Source organism: Ideonella sp. (assembly GCF_044358605.1).
GTDB lineage: Bacteria > Pseudomonadota > Gammaproteobacteria > Burkholderiales > Burkholderiaceae_C > Ideonella.
Genome location: NZ_JBIKNQ010000005.1, coordinates 78,749 through 95,249, shown reverse-complemented (window position 1 = coordinate 95,249; position 16,501 = coordinate 78,749). Strand labels below are relative to the sequence as shown.

Below are 16,501 nucleotides of genomic sequence, written 5' to 3'. Positions count from 1 at the left end.
GGCTCAGGCCTCGGGCTCAGCCAGTGGCTCGGCCACGATGTCGGCCACGATGCGGTCGGCCATGCGGTCCAGCAGCAGCAGTTGCAGGCCCAGCCAGAGGTTGGCCATCAGCCCCAAGAGCGTGGTGTAGAGCGCTATCGCCATGCCTTGCGTCATTTTTTGCAGCAAGGTCTGCACTTGGTCGATGTCAAAGGTGGGCAAGCGGCCGATCTGGGTGGCCATGACGATGAAGCCCACCACCGTGCCCAGCAGGCCCAGCTTGATGGTGGCTGCGGCAAGCCACCAGGCGGTCTCGTGAGGGCCGTGGCTGCGCTCGGAGAGCAGGCTGGCGGCCAAGTCTGGGGCTTGGCGGCGGTCGGCCCGCCAGGCTGCGCGCCAGGACGAGTGGGTGTCGGCAGCGGGCGCCTGGGCCTGCTGGCGCAGCACCCAGGCCCGGCGGCCGCACCAGGCTGTGGTCAGCACACTCAAGGCCAGCAGTCCTAAGCTGATGCCACTGGGGTCGCCTTGGATCAAGGTCTGCCAAAGGCCGCGATACTGCATCCAGGCCGCTCCAAAGGCTACCAAGCCAGCCGAGAGGGCCCAGGCCCAAAACAGCCGTTCCGCAGCATCTTTCACCGAGACCAGGGGCCAAGAGAGCAACTTCACGGGGTGCTCCCTGGGCCGCGCTTGGCCAGCGCCCCAAAGCCGCGCTGCGGGTCATAGCCCCAGGCGGCCAGCGCAAAGCAGGCGGCCAGCGTGCCCAGCACCACATAGGGCGCCAGGCCGGGGTCTTTGCCGTAGAGCGCAAAGCGCAGCCATTCCACGGCGTGGGTGAAGGGGTTGACGCTGGCGATCCACCAGACCCACTCGGCGCCGGACTCTTCCAACTTCCACAGCGGGTAGAGCGCGGTGGACATGAAGTACATGGGGAAGATCACAAAGTTCATGGTGCCGGCGAAGTTCTCCAACTGCTTGATGTGTACCGACAGCAGCAGCCCCAAGGCGCCCAGCATCAGCGCCGCACTCACGGCAGCCAGTAGCACCATGGGGGTGTGTGGCCCCCACAGCGGCAGGGTGGTGCCCAGCAGTGCGGCCACGGCGATAAAGGCGGCGGCTTGCAGCAGGCTGAGAATGGCAGTGGCGCTGAGCTTGGCGAACAAGATCCACCAGCGGGGCAGCGGGGCGGTCAGCAGCAGGCGCATCAGGCCCATTTCGCGGTCATAGACCATGGCCAAGCTGGACTGCATGCCGTTGAACAGCAGCACCATGCCGATCAGGCCTGGGGCGATGTAGACGTCATAAGGGATGTAGGTGTCGTAGGGCTCATTGATGGCCACACCAAACACATTGCGAAAGCCCGCCGCAAACACCGCCAGCCACAGCAGCGGGCGCACCACGGCGGAGGCCAAGCGGCTGGTCTGTCGCATGAACTTCATCAGCTCACGCATCACGATGGCGCGCAGTGCTTGCAGGGCGTGGGTCACAGTCGGGCCTTGCAGAGTTTCTCAGGGGCATCCGCACCCACGGTATCCAGCGCGTTCTTGGGGTGCAAGATGCCCTCTATGGGCGCTGTGCTGATCACGCCTTGGCCGTCGGTCAAGAGCAGGGTCTGGCGCAGTTGGCCGTCCCAGGGCCTGAAGGACATGGCCACGCCTTTGGAGCCATCCAACTCTGCCGTGGCCAGGGCTTTGGCGACGGCGGCTGCCGGGCCTTTAGGGGCAGCCATCACAGCGGCGGCCAGCGCCTTGGCACCCAACCAAGCCTGCCAGTCTTGCGCTGTCATGGCACGGTTATTGGCCTTGCTGAAGCGGCGTGAGACCTGCGGCGCGCCGTAACGTTCATACTGAGCATGCCAGGCCAAGGCCACCAAGCCGCCGTCGCCCACCACGGGGCGCGGTGTGGCGGTGCGGTAGGGCAGGCTGCGGGCAAACTCGCCATCGCTGTCCACCACCCACACCACCTCATGGCTGCCTTGGGTCAGCAGGGTGGCGTTGGCCAGGTCGCGCTCGCGCGGGTCACCCGAGAGCTTGAAGGGCTTGGCGGCCGCGAGCTTCAAGCCATAGCGCTTCAGTGCGGCCTGGGCCACCGCGCCACGTTGCGCGTCAGCCGGGCTCGGGCCAGTCAGCAGCAGCACGGTGCTCCATTTGCGGGCCACCAGCGTCTGCGCCAGGGCGTCGGCCCGCATGCGCTCGCTGGGGGCCATATGCCAAAGCTGGGCGCGGCAGTCTTGCTGGCGCAGGCGGTCGTCTGTGGCACTGAGGTTGATCACCGGCAGCTTCACCGCATCGGCCACGGCCAGCAGCGCGTCGGCGGGCAGGTCGGCCAGCAGGGCGACGGCGCCTGCCTTCTCCGCTTTGCGCGCGGCCTCTTGCAGGCCCTTCACATCGGCAGCCGCCACGGTGGCTATGCTGAGGCTGGCCCCGGCGGCGTCCAGCTCTAACGTCGACTCTTTGATCGCCACGGCCACCGCATCGGCCGCTGGGCCAGTGGGGTGGCCGAGGTAGGCGCGCTCCACACGGCTGCGTTGCAGGCGCGGGTCGTCGTCCAGCACCAGCAGTGTGGCCTTAAAGGCGGCAGCCTCAGCGCTGGCCGCCCCTAAGAGAAGGAGGGTGCTGGCCAGCAGCCTCATTCGACCACCACCACGCTGTGCGGCACACGGCCCACGGCCAGTGTCTTGAGGGCTTTGGCGTTGGGCACATCAATCACGGTCAAGTCATCCGACAGCCCATTGGCCACCAAGAGCCTGTCTCCGGCCTTGTTGGCGCCTAAGCCCCAGGCGCGCTTGCCAGCCAGCACCAGTTGAGTCACCTTGCGGCTGGCCACATCGACAAAGGCGACATGGTTGGCCTTGCCCAAGGCCACGAAGGCCTGCTTGCCGTCGGCCGACATCAACAGACCGACCGGGGTGATGTCGGCTTCGCGGGCGCCCTTGACGGCGAACTTGAGCGTGGCCAGCACGCTGTGGTCTTTGGTGCTGAGGATGCTGACGCTGGCGCCCAACTCATTGCTGACCCAGAGTTGGCTGCCGTCGGGCGTGAGGGCAAAGCGGCGCGGGCGCTTGCCCACCTTGACGTTGTGGGTGACCTTGCCGGTGGCAGTGTCGATCACATGCACCAATGACGCGACTTCGGAGGTCACATACAGCGTTTTGCCGTCTTTGGAGAGCAGCACGCCCTCAGGCTCTTCGCCCACCTTGATGGCGCTCTTGCGCTTGTTGCTGGCAATGTCGATCACGCCGACTTCGGCGTCTTCCTCATTGCTGACGTAGAGCGTCTTGCCGTCGGGCGAGACATCAAAGATCTCGGGGTCGTCGCCCAGGGCGATCTTGGCGGTAGATTTTTTGGTGGCCAGGTCAATCACATCGGCCTGCTGAGAGTCGCCACAGGCCACCATCAACTGCTTGCCGCCGGGGGCGATTTGCATGTGCCGGGGCCGCTTGCAGGTGGCGACGGTGCCGGTAACGGCCATGGTCTTCAAGTCCACCAAGGTCAGGGTGTTGTCCTTCTCACTGGAGACCCAGGCGGTTTGGGCGACGGCGGCTGAGGCCATGGCGAGGGCGGCGGCAGCGGCCAAGGTGGTGCGGAGGGCAAGGCGTGTCATCAGGGTCTCCTAGGTGTGTGCCTATTGGGTGGCGTGAATGAAGGCGGCTTCCAAGGTGGGGCCGCTCAGGGTGACTCGAACATCGTCGGGGCGGCCATCTGCCAGCAGTTGGCCTTTGTGCAGCACCACCACGCGGTCGGCGGCTTCGGCCTCTTCGACCAAGTGGGTGGCCCACAGCACGGTGGTTTGGCGCGCGGCCACGTCGGCCTTCACGGCGGCCATCAGGTCGCGTCGCGACTTGGGGTCCAAGCCCACGGTGGGCTCGTCCATCAGCAGCACGGCAGGGCGGTGCAGCAGCGCGCGCACCAGCTCCACCTTGCGGCGGTTGCCACCAGAGAGTTCGCGCACTGAGCGGTCCAAGTCAGCGGCCGTGCCCAATGCCTCGCAGCCTTCTTGGATGCGTTGCTGCGCGACTTTGCGGGGCAGGCCGTGCAGGTCCGCGTGGAACTGCAGGTTGCGCCGCACGCTGAGGTCCAGGTCGAGCGACATCTGCTGAAACACCACGCCCATGTGCTTGAGGGCCTTGACCGCGTCGGTGCGCAAGGAATGGCCCGCGACGACCGCCTCGCCCGCATCGGCCACGAACAGGCCGGTCAGCACCTGAAACAGCGTGGACTTGCCGGCGCCATTGGGGCCGAGCAAGGCCGTGAACTGGCCCGCAGGCAGGGCCAGGCTGAGCTGGTTCAGCGCGGTGCGCTGGCCATAGCGCTTGGTCAGGGCGGTGAGGTGAAGCATGTGAGAGGATGGGTCAGAGGTCGATCACCATGCCATCACTGGCGCACTCAAAGCCATCGGGGCAAGCCCCGCCTTGCGCGCGCGGCGGTACACCCAGCAAGACTTTGCGCCGGGCTTGCCAGTCGTCTTCGGGCTCGTCGGCCGGCCAGGTGGTCAGGCCGTCAATCAACACGCAGTCGGCGCTGCGCATCCAATCCAGTTCGGTATAGCCCAAGGCCACCGCGCCGGGGGCGCAGAAGAGGCGCTGGCCGGTGTCTCGGTCTCGCACCGCAATGGCGATGCTGTGGCCGGCGGCAGACTGGGTCTCGTGCTCGGCCAGATAGGGCGGTGTGGGGCCTTGGGTGGCCAGCGCGGTGAACTCCAGGTGTGGCAGTTGCTCAATGCGGAAGCTGGCGCACTGAGTTTCACCCGCCACGGGGATGATGTGCCAATGCACGCCGCAATAGTGCTGCAGCAGGGGCAACACCGGCAGGCTGCGGCTCAGAGCCTCGAAGACGGCAGGGGTGGCGTACAGGTCGATGGGGCTGCCATCTCGTAAGGAGAGCAGGCCCGCGACATGGTCCACTTGGGCGTCGGTCAACACGATGGCGCGGTGCTGGGCCGCGCACCAGCCGATGTGATTGCTGGCGGCGGCATCGGCTTGCAGGCGGTCTGCCACATTGGCGGCCATGTTGACGAGCACCCACTGGGCACCCGTGTCAGACAGTGCCACCACGCCATGCCGGCTGGTGGGCGCACTGTCGCGCGGGCTGCGGCCCACGGACGGGCCTTTGCGCAGCGATGTGCGTGCTGTATGCGCCAGGGCCGCAGGAGGTGGGGGAGCGCTGGCAGCGCCTTGAAGAATCACGGCCTTCATGGGCGGCGTTCTCCCGGCGCAGGTGCGAAGATGTCAGTCAATGGCATGAAGCAGAGAGCGTGTGCGGTGCGGCTCTATGTGAGCGATAACTGACACACGGTGCAAGACTTGTGCCGACGGTACAGGCTGATGGAATGGGTCGAAATGTGATTCCGAACATCGGGTCGCCCCTCAGAAAAACGGGCAAGGATCCGTAGATGTGACAGCAGCCTGAGTAAGGGCATAGAGGAGTGTTCGATGTTGACACAGTGGTGCCGGGCCTTGTGCCTGCTGTTGGGGCTGTGGGCTTGCTCTGGTTGGGCGTGGGCCGCAGCCTGTTCCGCCCAGGGGTTGGCGTGGCTGCGCTTGACGGATCAGGCCTATTGGCTGCCCGGAGAAGCAGGCGATGCGGACGCCACCAATCGTGGCCGGGTGTCGGCCCTGATGGCGGTCCAGGTGCCGGGTGATGGGCGAGTGTGGCTCTTGGGCAGCGGGCCTTCGCCCACCCTGGGCCAGGCGCTGGCCTGCAGCCTGACCCAGCAAACAGGCTGGCAGGTCAGCGACATCGTCAACCCCTGGGCCCGGCCTGAGTTGGTGCTGGGTAACCGCGCTTGGCCGCGGGCTGCCCTCTGGGCTCATGAGGCGGTAGCGGCTGCCATGCAGCAACAGTGCGCCCATTGCGAGGAGCGTTTGAAGGTGCGCATGGGGGCGGCGGCCCAAGACCTGGGGGCGGACACGGTGGTCACCGTGCCCGGTGCACCCGGTTTGGCCGGAGGGTTGGTGTCTGGCGATCAAGGCGAGCTGGGGCCTTGGGTGTGGTGGAGGCTGAAGCGCACGCCGGAACAGCCCGTGCTGGTGTGGCGGCTCAAGCGTGCCGCCGTTTGGTCAGCGCCCGGTCTGTTGTGGGCCGATGGGCCACCTGACTTGCGTGATGCGGACTTGCGCACCTTGCAGGCCAGCCTGAAGCAATTGGGCAGCTTGTCTCGACACGATGGCGCGACCGTGGTCTGGCTGCCCGAGCAAGGGCCCGCACAGGGCCTGGCTTTGTTGGCGCAGTCGGCCGACTACTTGGAAGCCTTGGCGCAGGCGATTCGCGCGCGGCAAGCGGGCGGTGGGCTGGAAACCGACGCCCCAGCCCGCTGGCCCGCCCTGCCTGCCGGCTGGGGCGAGCACCCACGCCATGCCTTGAACTGGCAACGGGCTTGGCGGCAGATCGAGGAGGAGTAGCTTACTTCCAGCGCAGCTTGCGGTAGATGGTATTGCGGCTGATGCCCAAGGTCTTGGAGGCCTCGGAGATATTGCCGCCCGCCGCATCAACCGCTTGGCGGATGGCGTCGATCTCCATGTCTTGCAAGGAGCGCGGGGCCGTGGGCTCGGCCGGGCCTACGGCCGCTGCGGTCGGCTCCGGCGTGGCGGGCGCTTGCATCTGCGGCACCGCAGTCGCTGGAGCCGCGCTGAGGGGCATGCTCAGTTCGGGCCCGCTGGGAGCGGGGGTCGCGGCGCGCTGGGCTTCGTCCAGAAAGTCGTCCGACAGGTGATGGCGGGTGATCAGGGCATCGCCTGCGGCCATCACTGCGGCGGTGCGCAGCACATTGAAGAGTTGGCGAATGTTGCCCGGCCAGGCATAGCTGCGGAACAGGCGCAGCACGTCCTCGGCGACTTCCAGCCGCTTGCCCGGTACTTGGCGCTCCAGAATGCGACGCGTCAGCACCATCAAATCACTGCGTTCCCGCAGTGCCGGGAGTTTGACGGCCAAGCCGTTGAGACGGTAGTACAGGTCTTCGCGGAACTGCTTGGCGGCGATCATCTCGCGCAGGTTGCGGTGGGTGGCGCAGATGATGCTGACATCCACGGCCACCGACTTGGTGCTGCCCAGCGGCGTGACTTGGCGTTCTTGCAGCACGCGCAGCAGATGGGCCTGCAGTTGCAGCGGCATGTCGCCAATTTCGTCCAAGAACAGCGTGCCGCCACTGGCTTGCACGATCTTGCCCACCGAGCCTTTGCGGCGAGCGCCGGTGAAGGCACCTTCCTCGTAGCCAAAGAGTTCGGCTTCGATCAGGGTCTCCGGAATGGATGCACAGTTGACGGCCACAAAGGGCTGGCGGGAGCGCTCGGAGTCTTGATGAATGGCGCGCGCCAGCAGCTCTTTGCCGGTGCCGGTTTCGCCCAAGATGAGGATGGGAATGTCCCGGTTCAGGACACGGCGCACCTTCTCGACGACTGCATCCATGTGAGCGTCGCCAGTTTGAAGGTGACGCAGGCCACTGTCGGCAGACGCTGAAGCGGCGGCCGCCGCAGCAGCAGGAGCGGCGCGCAGTGTGGCTTCTTCGGCCGCAGAGGCTGATTGGCGCAAGGTGGAGCGCGCTTCGTCGCTGGGGCTCTCGGTGTGTGACCAGACAGGGAAGTTGAACTTGGCCAGCACATGGAACTGGTGACCATCGCTCATCTCCACGGGTAGCGGCACGGCCAGCGGTGAGCGGAAGCGGTCAACCAGATTGCCGATGGCGGTGCCGAACAGCGAACTGAGGGAGTGCATGCGCAAAGCCGCGCCCGAGAGGCCCAGCAGTTCGAGGGCGCCGCGGTTGGCGCCGACGATCTTGCCATCGGGCGAGACGGCCAAGATGCCTTCCATCAGGGTGCCGATGAACTCGACCCGGCTGTGGAAGTGCAGACGCATCACATTGCGGTAGTCGTCGGTCAGCCAGTGGTTCTCGATCATGCGCGCCGACATCTTCACCAGCGCCATGGTGTGCTGGTGATAGCTGCGCTGCTCGCCCGAGACATCCAGCACGCCCAAAATGTTGCCGCGCGGGTCGAGGATGGGTGCGGCCGAGCAAGTCAAGAAATTGTTGGCATGCATGAAGTGCTCTTCGGCATGCACCAGGGTCGGCACTTCGTCCATCAAGGCGGTGCCAACGGCATTAGTGCCTTTGGCCGCCTCGGACCAGTTGGCCCCTGGGGCCAGGGCAACCTTGGCCGCGCGGCCCAGAAAATCGTCATCACCCGTGGAGTGCAGGATGGTGCCTGTGGCGTCGGTGAGCACCACCATGGAGTCGGTGTCCACGATCTGCTCATAGAGCATTTCCATCACCGGCGCCGCATGGCTGTAAAGGCGCAGATTGCGTTCTCTGGCCACGGTGAGATCGGTGCGACCGAGCGGAGAGAAGTCGGGGCGCTCGATGCGCGACAGCCCTAAAGCGGCACATCGCTGATGCGAATGCTCTATCGCTTCAGTGTGCGATGGCCCAAAAGGACCCGAACGCACGACCGTGCGGCTGGTCGACTCTGACCCACGACGTTGGCCCGCGCTGTGTGCGCCGGGCGGCAGAAAAGCTGCCATGCAGATACTCCAAGGCGCCGGCCCCTTGTGGCGACCGGCTTGTCTCCGAATTGCTCTTTAATTGAACAGGCGAACAGTACGACTGTGTCATCGTCCGGTCAAGCGCTGGCTTGCGTGCCAGACCGGGACACTTTGACTAGGACTCACCCCGATGGCCTGAAGTCTCAAACCATGTAGGCGCGCCCAAACTCAAAGCTGGCACATCCCTTGCAGATTTAGTGCCTGACAGCGAGTAAATCGCTCAAAACTTCGGGTTTACACCATCATTAGGAGACGCAGATGACTACTTTTCGCATGCCCCTGGGCTTGGCCCGCTTGGCCTCTTTGACAGTGCTTGCACTGGCGGCTGGCGCAGCCAGCGCCCACGGAGATGTCACGCCACAAGCGGTAGACACCAAGACTTTGCCTCAGCTTGGCGAGGCCTGGCGCGTCGAGAATCCCTTCCGTGGCCACGCCGAAGCGATCAAGATCGGCTCGTCTGCCTACCACCAGAACTGCGCCCGGTGTCATGGTCTGGAGGCTATCTCTGGTGGCATTGCGCCAGACTTGCGCAAAATGGACGCTGAGTGCGCCAATCTCAAGGATGCCAAGCGCAAGCAAGCCTGCGTCAATGAGATCGATGAGTTTTATCTGACCACCGCGCGTCGAGGTCGTGTGCGTAATGGCGCCGTCTACATGCCACCCTTTGAAGGCACCTTGTCGCAAGAAGCCATGTGGGCCATCAAGGCCTACCTGGAAACCCGTCGCGAGAAGCCGCTCTAAGATGTGATCGTCGTTTTCGTCGGGAGTTGCTGATGTCTCAAATTCAACGCCGCCATTTTTTGGGCGCGACTACTGCACTGGCTTTGGGTGGGGTCGCGTCTGCGGCCCCTGCACAGACCAGTGCCATGCCCACGCCAACTTTGGACAAGCTGCGCACACTGGGGCGGCTGAGTGTGGCCATCTACAACGATTTGCCGCCGTTCCACGTGGCGGGCAAAGGCATTGAGGTGGACCTGGCGGAAGCCTTGGCGCAGGCACTGGGATTGAAGTTATCGCTTCTGCCCTTCAATGCCGGCGAAGACATGAAAGACGATCTGCGCAATATGGTGTGGCGTGGGCACTATCTGGGCTTTGGTCCGGCCGATGTGATGCTGCATGTGCCGGTTGATCGCCCTTTGATGGAAGCCAACAAGCAAGTGCAGGTTTTTGCCCCCTACTACCGCGAGCGGGTGATGCTTGCACGCCGTGTGGCCGATGTGCCCCAGGCGGATTCACTCGACGCGTTCAAGGGCAAAAAGATCGCGGTTCCCGGCCAAACATTGGCGGGCTGGCTGCTGATTGGCGCCGAAGGTGGGGCCTATCGGAACCAACTCCTGACGAAACTGAAAGACGGTGTCGAGGCGGCTCAGGCCTTGCAGCGCGGCGAGGTGGCTGCAGCCGCTGGGCAGGCCTCAGAGCTGGAGTCTGTGCTGGCGGGTGATGATCGGTATGCCATCGACCCACTGCCTGTACCGCGCATGAAAGAAGGCTGGGCCGTCGGGTGCGCCGTGAAGGCTGAGGCCCAGGACTTGGCTCAAGCCTTGCAGGCTGCGATGAATGGGTTGGCATCGTCTGGCAAGCTCGCCGAGATGTTCGCCAAGGCTCGCGTCAAGTGGCGTCCCGTCTGAACACATGAGCGGAGCGCTGGCGGGCTGGATCAGCCTCGCCAGGCTTTACACATTGCTGGTCGCGCGCACTTCCTCGATGGAGGTGATGCCCTGCAGCATCTTCTCCAGCCCGTCTTGGCGCAGGGTGTGCATGCCCTCGATCATGGCTTGGCGGTGCAGCTCCTCCGCCCGCGAGCCGGTTTGCACCAAACGCCGCAGAGTGCGCGAGACGGTGAGCAGCTCATGAATGCCGGCACGACCGCGCACGCCGGTGTGATCGCAATGGTCACAGCCGGGGCTGTGATAGGCCTGTAGTTGGCCGTTCTTGCCAAAGCGCTGAACCCAGTCTGCCAAGATGCTGTCACGCGCAGGCGCTTCGGCATGACCGCCCCAGGCGTGCAGGTAGTCGTCCAGCCACTCTTCCACTTGTTCAGCCGTGGCAGGCTTGGAGGTCAGGCACTTGGGGCACTGACGACGCACCAAGCGCTGAGCCAGCACCGCCAACAAAGAGTCCGCAAAGTTGAACGGGTCCATGCCCATGTCCAACAGGCGGGTGATGGTCTCAGCCGCGCTGTTGGTGTGCAGGGTGGAGAGCACCAAGTGGCCTGTCAGCGAAGACTCCACGGCAATGCCAGCGGTTTCGCCGTCTCGGATTTCACCGACCATGATCACGTCCGGGTCGGCACGCAAAAACGCGCGCAAGGCCTTGGCAAAGGTCCAGTCGATTTTGGGGTTGACCTGCACCTGTCGCAGCCCGGCTTGGGTGATTTCCACCGGGTCTTCAGCCGTCCAGATCTTGCGCTCAGGCGTGTTGATGTAGCTGAGCGCCGAGTGCAGCGTGGTGGTTTTGCCAGAGCCCGTGGGGCCTACGCACAGCACCATGCCATAAGGGCGTTCAACGGCCGCCTTCAGCTCCCGCAGATTGCGCTCGGACATGCCCAGTTTATCCAGCGGAATCGGCTTGGCAGAGGCCAAGATACGCATCACCGCGTCTTCTAAGCCATTGGCTGTGGGGATGGTGGCCACCCGCAGCTCGATGGGGCAGCCCGGCACAAAGCGCGCGAAGTTGATCTTGCCGTCTTGGGGGCGGCGCCGCTCGGAGATGTCCAAGTCGCACATGATCTTGATCCGCGCGATCAAGGCATTGCGGTAGGTGTGCGGCAGCTCGACATAGGGCTTGAGCATGCCGTCTCGCCGAAAGCGGATCCGCACTTTCTCTTTGCCTTGGACGGCCTCAATGTGGATGTCGGACACGCCTTGAGTGTGAGCGTCAACAATCATGGTGTTGATCAAGCGCACCAAGGTGTTGTCGGCCTGCTCAATAGGCTTCTCGTCCACCTGCTCTTGCTGGCCGGTGCTGCCCACGTCATCGAGTGAGGCCAGCAGGGAGTCCGTCACGCCACCCTCAAAGCCCGAGCCCACCAGCGAGGCCTCACCGAGGATGGGACTCGGTGTGTCTTCAAACCCGTATCGGGCATAGGTGCTGACGATGATGCGCATCAAGTCATCGGCGGCGGGCAGCACGGGGACCACCTTGCACTGCGCAATGAACTCCAACTCGTCGATGGCATCGCGGCGCGACGGATCTTCGATCGCGGCCACTAAGCGACCAGGCAAGACCTGGAGCGGCAACACCCCCAAGCGTTTGGCGGCGCTGAGGTTGACCAAGCGTAGGGCTTGGGCGTCCACAGGGAAGGCCTCCACATCCACCACCGGGTAGCCCATCTTGCGGGCAAGTGCCAGGCGCAGGTCGCTGCGTTGGATGTGGCCGGCCCTCACCAGCAACTCGCCCAAGGGGACGGTGCGTTGCACTTGTTGTTGGGCCAGTGCGGCATCGAGCTGCTCTTGGTTGATCAGGCCCAAGCCAATCAAGGCCTCGCCGATGCGGATCATGCGCATGCGAGATTGGGCGTCCAGCGCTTCGCTCAACTGGTTGGCTGAGACGACCTTCTGGTTGATGAGAATGTCGCCGACCTTCTGATTGCGCAGCTCCTTTTGCTCGGCAATGGCCTGGGCAATTTGGGCCGGAGAGGCTGTGTTTTGGCGTACCAGCAGTTCACCCACCAACTCGCCAATGCGGGCTTGTTCGTAAGCGCCCCGTGGCAGGAAGATGCGCTTGACGGCCCCGGCATCATCCAATTTCTCAAACAAAAACAGGCCCAGTGGGTTTTCCACATGACCAACGGTGCGGCCGGTGAATTCGCCGCCGCCTGTCAGTCGAATCTGAAAATCCACTGCGAGGCGAAAGCCTTCAAGCGCTACACCTTTGGGCCCGGCCGCCGGGCGAGGCAGCAGTGGCTCGGTCAGCGTGAGCCGGCGAAAGTGCGTCATCCGCAGCGGCATGATGGAGCGGGATGGTGGCACTTGCACATGCACCACACCGGCTTGGATGTCGAACAGCGTCATCAAAGCCTGCTGAGTCTTGCCGTTCATGCCTTCGATTTCGCAGGCTTGTGCATCGCTTTGCGGAGTCGCCGCTGCGTAGTCTGCATAAGGCGGCGTGGGCCACGAAAAGGCTTGCGGATATGCTGGCCCGGAGGCAGCCGCCGCTAATTCCTCGTCGCGGGGGACCAGTGACAGTTCAGACAGATCAGACATAGGCTGACAACCTCGTGCCCAGCGCGCACCATGCCGCACTTTGATGGCTGTCTTGATGCTAGATGTTGAACGGGCCTAAGGAAGCGAGAATCAGGGCCTTGAAAGCCCGGTTTATCCCTCACCGCCACTCCAGAGCTTATGACGACCCCTCCTATTCTGCTGACCGGGTTTGAGCCCTTCGCGGACGACGAGTTGAACCCCAGCGCAGCCATTGCCCGGCAACTCGATGGGGCACTCATCGGCGCGCATCGCGTTCACGCCCGCATCTATCGCGTTCACGCCCGCATCTTGCCCTGCGTGTTTGGGGCATCGCTGCAAGCGCTGGAGCAGGCGCTAGACACCCTGGCACCCGCCTTGGTGATTTGCCTGGGCCAAGCTGGGGGGCGCACCGACATCAGCGTTGAGCGGGTGGCGATCAATGTGGACGATGCGCGCATCCCAGACAACGCTGGGGCTCAGCCGGTGGATGTGCCGGTGCGGGCGTCTGGCCCTGCCGCTTACTTCAGCACCTTGCCGATCAAGGCGGTGGTGGCGGGTCTGCGGGAGGTGGGTCTTCCGGCCAGTGTGTCGCAGACGGCGGGTACCTTCGTTTGCAACCATGTGTTTTATGGGCTGATGCACGCCTGTGCCCATCGGCCTGGGGTGCAGGCGGGCTTCATCCATGTGCCGTGGCTGCCTGAACAAGTAGTGAATCGGCCTGGCCAAGCCAGCATGACGCTGGCGCTGCAGGTGCAGGCCATTCGGCGCACGCTAGAGATTTGTCTGGCGTTCAGGGGCATGGCTGATGTGCGTCAGGCCCAAGGCAGTCTGAACTGATGTCCACAAGTTTGCGGAAGACATGCGCGGAGGTCATGCCTAGGCTGTAGCCCTCGACATCCACTGGAGGGTTTTCTATGCAAAGCAGATATTGGCTGGCGCTGGGGCTCAGTGTGCTGGGCGGTTTGGCACAGGCTCAAAGCGCACACAGCAGCCAAACGGCTTACTACGCACCGGCATACATACAAAAGTCGGCCTTCTTAGTTGATTGGTACCAAGAGCCTTCTGACTTTCCGCACGGTCGGTCTAGGATGGTGGACCGGGACGGTGTCGTGACGGGGTCCTGGGCGCTTGAGAACGCAGGCCGCATGATGAACTTGGACTCTCCCCGAGTGATGGACGGCGGCACCCTCTTCGACAGGTGCGGGCAGAAAGTGCCGATACGCATCACCCAGAAGCGCTTCTTTTTCAAGACGACCGGGGGCTTTGATCGCCGGGGACAGACGGCGATCACCGTCGATGAGCAGGGCGTGATCAGCGAGGGGTGTGAAGCGGGTAGGATTTTGTGGAGCTTCAACGTGGCAGATGCCACGACGCCTTACAACCATCTGCAGATGAGAGCGCGCAAAGGTCACGATGACCTGACCGGGGGCGGTCGCTTGGCGGGGCTGTCCGAGGCTTTGCGAACGGACTCGGGCAATAGTTGGCAGATGCCGCAGGATGTCACGCGGTTTGAACGCGGGCGCAGTGTCGTGCGCTTTGAACGCACGGGTACTCGTGTGCCGTATACAGAAGGCCCCACAGGCTGGCTGGTGTTGAACTTCCCGTGGGGGCAGCGTGCTTACACGCGCCTCGAGAGGGATACCTACGATGCCGAGGCATGGCTGATGGCCGATCTTCAAGACGGTGAGCCTAAATGGGTTGAGGAGGTGCATGCCGTCAAGCCACTGCGCTCAGCCAGCTTTGGCGAGCTGAACAATACGGCTCGAGTTTGGCAAGCGGGCTTCACACTGCATCAGCCAGAAGCCTGGTTCTTGCAGCGTCTCTTTCGCGATGGCAGCGGCGAGCGGGGCGCTTGGAACAGCCTGACCGAGGTGGGCTCTTTCAGCCCCATGACATGGCGTTATGAGGGTGCCAATGTCGTGCATCGGATTCCCCACGGCGGCACCGACTATCGCCTGCGTACCTGGGAGCCAATTCGTACGGCCGGGTCTCTGCAGTGGGTGATGGAGGAGGACATCGTCTACCCGGCCAACGGCGACCCCTGGACCTTCACACCCCGGCGCGTGCACCTTCAGGTGGACAAGGGGCCTTCCCAGCCGTTCTTGGCAAAGCGCCAGACCAGCCAAAGTCTGGTTTCCAGCCCCGCTGAAGCTCCGAATTCAGGCCTTCGGAACGCCTTGGCACCGTCGCTGCAACTGCGGCGCTGGTGAGTGAGCCACGTGCGGGAGTGGCCGCAATGCCACTCCCCGTACAGTGAAATCAGGGATGTTCTTTCGTCCCTGAGTCTGCACAATCGCACCACTTAAAACACTCAGGAGAAGTGGATGGCTCAGTTTGCGCTCACGCGGCGGCTTGTCTTGTTGATGTCGGTTGGCCTCTTTGGGGCGACGGCGCAGGCTGCAGTCATTCAGACAGCGTACTACGTCGATTCTCATGGCCGTACGAATACTTTCTTGGTGGACTGGAACAACACCAAGCTCAAAGCTGACATCGTGGACGGTCAAGGCAAGATGACCGGTACCTACACTGATGACGGAACCCGACGCATCGTCACTTTGACCATTCCCCGAGTTTTCGATTTCCCTGGAGAGCATTTCGACAGCTGCGGCCAGCCCGCGACGGCGCGCAGCACGGAGACACGTTTCGCTTTCTTGAGGCAGTCAGGGACTGAGCGTTCCGGTACTACAGCGATCAGTGCAGACACCAGCCGTGTGGTGGTGGACGGTTGTGATGCGGGTTTGGTTTTGTCCAGCACCTCCATTGACGACATCACCGAAGCCCAAAGCCATCTGCGCATGTCGGCTCGCCCGTCGATGTCGGACACCATACCGGGTGCGCGCTGGGCGGGTTTCTCCGAAACGCCTCGAACGGACTTGCAAAGCCAAGTCTCTTCGCTGGGGGTGGACCTCACAACACTGCTGACCGGGGGCTCGATGCAGTTCGCACGGACGGGCACAGCGGTGCCTGCGGCGGTGAACAGCCAAGGCTGGTTGATGCTGAGCTTTCCCAGCTTCAGCCGAGGGTACACCCGCTTGAAAGTCGATACGAGCACGGGAGCCGAGACTTGGTTGATGGCTGATTTTGTGGCCGACAAGCCGGCCTGGGTCCAAGAAATTCTGGTGACCCGCTCTTTGGCTGGCGGCACTTTCGGCACGCTCACCCAGGCGGCTCGGCAGTGGAACAGCGGCCTGTTTGTGGATACCAACAACCCCTTCTTGATCTATCTCTATCGTGACGGCACAGGTGAGCGCATCTTCCTGGACCTTGCCGCGGGCACTGAGATGCGCGCGCCCATTGATAGCTGGGTCTTCGACGGCCCCAATATCGTCCAAACGCGCAGGAGCGGCGTGACTTCAACTGCTGTGCGAACCTGGGAGCCCATCGGCAATCTGGGGAAGATCCGCTGGGTCTTGGAGCGCGAGTTCAGGCGCATGAGCGATGGATCTGAGTTGCCGTTTATCGCACCGCGTGTGAATTTCTACATCGACACGGGCCGCGCCACGCCACTGCCGCCACCCTTAGGCACCGCCGCTCGCTCTTCGACACAGGCGGCCAGAGTGGCCGCAGACAAAGCGCTGCTCGCCCACTGAGACGCTTGCACTTCAGGAAAGGGTGGCCATCGCCACCCTTTTTTATGGGTCGGCGCGTTCTTCGTCGTTGCGATAGGCCCGCCAAGGCCCCATGGCGCCATTCATCACCTTGACCTGCTTGCTGAAATTGGTACACGCCCCGCACATCATCAAGTGCAGCCGGACCTGCATTTTTTGCCCAAGGGTCAACTGGACATCGCTGGCACGTAGCAGCAAG

The 16,501-nt window shown here is 63.6% G+C and carries 15 protein-coding genes; 6 read left to right on the top strand and 9 right to left on the bottom strand.

Annotated elements, in window-relative coordinates; genetic code table 11:
- Positions 1 to 3: 3 nt before the first annotated feature.
- From ACIQ3Q_RS03300 to ACIQ3Q_RS03275, 6 genes are read right to left on the bottom strand one after another with little or no spacing between them, the layout of a single operon-like run.
- A complete protein-coding gene (locus ACIQ3Q_RS03300) occupies positions 4 to 645 on the bottom strand; it encodes a MotA/TolQ/ExbB proton channel family protein (RefSeq protein WP_396267548.1) in 642 nt (213 codons plus the stop codon).
- A complete protein-coding gene (locus ACIQ3Q_RS03295; protein WP_396267547.1) occupies positions 642 to 1,463 on the bottom strand; it encodes an ABC transporter permease in 822 nt (273 codons plus the stop codon). The genes ACIQ3Q_RS03300 and ACIQ3Q_RS03295 overlap by 4 nt, the downstream gene beginning before the upstream one ends.
- Positions 1,460 to 2,608: a branched-chain amino acid ABC transporter substrate-binding protein gene (locus ACIQ3Q_RS03290; protein WP_396267546.1), complete on the bottom strand. Its 1,149-nt coding sequence runs from the start codon at positions 2,606 to 2,608 to the stop codon at positions 1,460 to 1,462. Before ACIQ3Q_RS03290 ends, ACIQ3Q_RS03295 begins: the two co-directional genes overlap by 4 nt.
- The gene (locus ACIQ3Q_RS03285; RefSeq protein ID WP_396267545.1) at positions 2,605 to 3,579 is read right to left on the bottom strand and encodes a PQQ-dependent catabolism-associated beta-propeller protein; all 975 of its coding nucleotides are present in this window, start codon (positions 3,577 to 3,579) and stop codon (positions 2,605 to 2,607) included. The genes ACIQ3Q_RS03290 and ACIQ3Q_RS03285 overlap by 4 nt, the downstream gene beginning before the upstream one ends.
- Before the next feature lie 21 nt (positions 3,580 to 3,600).
- A complete protein-coding gene (locus tag ACIQ3Q_RS03280; RefSeq protein ID WP_396267544.1) occupies positions 3,601 to 4,314 on the bottom strand; it encodes an ATP-binding cassette domain-containing protein in 714 nt (237 codons plus the stop codon).
- A gap of 13 nt (positions 4,315 to 4,327) precedes the next feature.
- A complete protein-coding gene (locus ACIQ3Q_RS03275; RefSeq protein WP_396267543.1) occupies positions 4,328 to 5,170 on the bottom strand; it encodes an MBL fold metallo-hydrolase in 843 nt (280 codons plus the stop codon).
- Positions 5,171 to 5,407: 237 nt separating this feature from the next.
- Here ACIQ3Q_RS03275 and ACIQ3Q_RS03270 point away from each other — a divergent pair, with 237 nt between their 5' ends.
- Positions 5,408 to 6,376 (top strand): hypothetical protein, encoded by a 969-nt coding sequence (locus tag ACIQ3Q_RS03270; protein WP_396267542.1) that lies wholly within the window; start codon positions 5,408 to 5,410, stop codon positions 6,374 to 6,376.
- A gap of 1 nt (position 6,377) precedes the next feature.
- Here ACIQ3Q_RS03270 and ACIQ3Q_RS03265 read toward each other — a convergent pair whose 3' ends face one another.
- Positions 6,378 to 8,489 (bottom strand): sigma 54-interacting transcriptional regulator, encoded by a 2,112-nt coding sequence (locus ACIQ3Q_RS03265; RefSeq protein WP_396267541.1) that lies wholly within the window; start codon positions 8,487 to 8,489, stop codon positions 6,378 to 6,380.
- A gap of 279 nt (positions 8,490 to 8,768) precedes the next feature.
- Between ACIQ3Q_RS03265 and pedF the strand changes: the two genes are divergently transcribed.
- Positions 8,769 to 9,251 (top strand): cytochrome c-550 PedF, encoded by a 483-nt coding sequence (gene pedF / locus ACIQ3Q_RS03260; RefSeq protein WP_396267540.1) that lies wholly within the window; start codon positions 8,769 to 8,771, stop codon positions 9,249 to 9,251.
- Between the two features lie 32 nt (positions 9,252 to 9,283).
- Entirely contained in the window at positions 9,284 to 10,138 is an 855-nt protein-coding gene (locus ACIQ3Q_RS03255) for an ABC transporter substrate-binding protein (protein ID WP_396267539.1), read from the top strand.
- Positions 10,139 to 10,183: 45 nt separating this feature from the next.
- Here the strand turns inward: ACIQ3Q_RS03255 and ACIQ3Q_RS03250 are convergent, their stop codons facing one another.
- The gene (locus ACIQ3Q_RS03250; RefSeq protein WP_396267538.1) at positions 10,184 to 12,715 is read right to left on the bottom strand and encodes an ATPase, T2SS/T4P/T4SS family; all 2,532 of its coding nucleotides are present in this window, start codon (positions 12,713 to 12,715) and stop codon (positions 10,184 to 10,186) included.
- A 138-nt stretch (positions 12,716 to 12,853) separates the two neighbouring features.
- Here ACIQ3Q_RS03250 and pcp point away from each other — a divergent pair, with 138 nt between their 5' ends.
- The 3 genes from pcp (at position 12,854) to ACIQ3Q_RS03235 (ending at position 16,284) form a co-directional block, all read left to right on the top strand.
- Positions 12,854 to 13,531 (top strand): pyroglutamyl-peptidase I, encoded by a 678-nt coding sequence (gene pcp / locus ACIQ3Q_RS03245; RefSeq protein WP_396267537.1) that lies wholly within the window; start codon positions 12,854 to 12,856, stop codon positions 13,529 to 13,531.
- Between the two features lie 77 nt (positions 13,532 to 13,608).
- A complete protein-coding gene (locus tag ACIQ3Q_RS03240) occupies positions 13,609 to 14,904 on the top strand; it encodes a hypothetical protein (RefSeq protein WP_396267536.1) in 1,296 nt (431 codons plus the stop codon).
- 114 nt (positions 14,905 to 15,018) lie between these two features.
- Positions 15,019 to 16,284: a hypothetical protein gene (locus tag ACIQ3Q_RS03235; RefSeq protein ID WP_396267535.1), complete on the top strand. Its 1,266-nt coding sequence runs from the start codon at positions 15,019 to 15,021 to the stop codon at positions 16,282 to 16,284.
- A 42-nt stretch (positions 16,285 to 16,326) separates the two neighbouring features.
- On the opposite strand, the gene ACIQ3Q_RS03230 is transcribed toward ACIQ3Q_RS03235, so the two are convergent.
- Positions 16,327 to 16,500 carry a zf-HC2 domain-containing protein gene (locus ACIQ3Q_RS03230; protein WP_396267534.1) on the bottom strand — a complete coding sequence of 58 codons (174 nt, stop codon included), beginning with the start codon at positions 16,498 to 16,500 and terminating at the stop codon, positions 16,327 to 16,329.
- Between the last annotated feature and the right edge of the window lies 1 nt (position 16,501).